The organism is Psychrobacter sp. TB55-MNA-CIBAN-0194 (assembly GCF_040309505.1).
Taxonomy (GTDB): Bacteria; Pseudomonadota; Gammaproteobacteria; order Pseudomonadales; family Moraxellaceae; genus Psychrobacter; species Psychrobacter fozii.
In genome coordinates, this window is sequence record NZ_JBEOOW010000256.1 from 1 (window position 1) to 274 (window position 274).

A 274-nucleotide genomic window follows, 5' to 3' on the forward strand; every position below is an offset into this window, starting at 1 on the left:
GCTTATGAGTTACTTGATATGGCGTCCGGTACGCCAGACCTATTGTTAGACTGTACAGATAATTTTGCTACCCGTGACATCATCAATCGCATTAGTGTGGGCTATCAGATTCCATTATTATCGGCATCTGCTATTGCAATGCAAGGGCAACTGGCACTATTTGAGCCACATCTAAATACCGGCTGCTATCACTGCGTGTTTGGTTCGGTAGTACTGGATGCCGAGGCGGATGAACGTACGTGTGCCAATTCAGGGGTGCTTGCCAGCACTACAG

Annotated in this window: 1 protein-coding gene; it reads left to right on the forward strand. The window is 47.8% G+C overall.

Translation table 11 applies throughout. From position 1 onward, the window contains the following. Positions 1-274, forward strand: a 274-nt coding sequence (locus AAEY75_RS15055) for a HesA/MoeB/ThiF family protein (RefSeq protein ID WP_352260033.1), incomplete at both ends; no start/stop codon positions are given.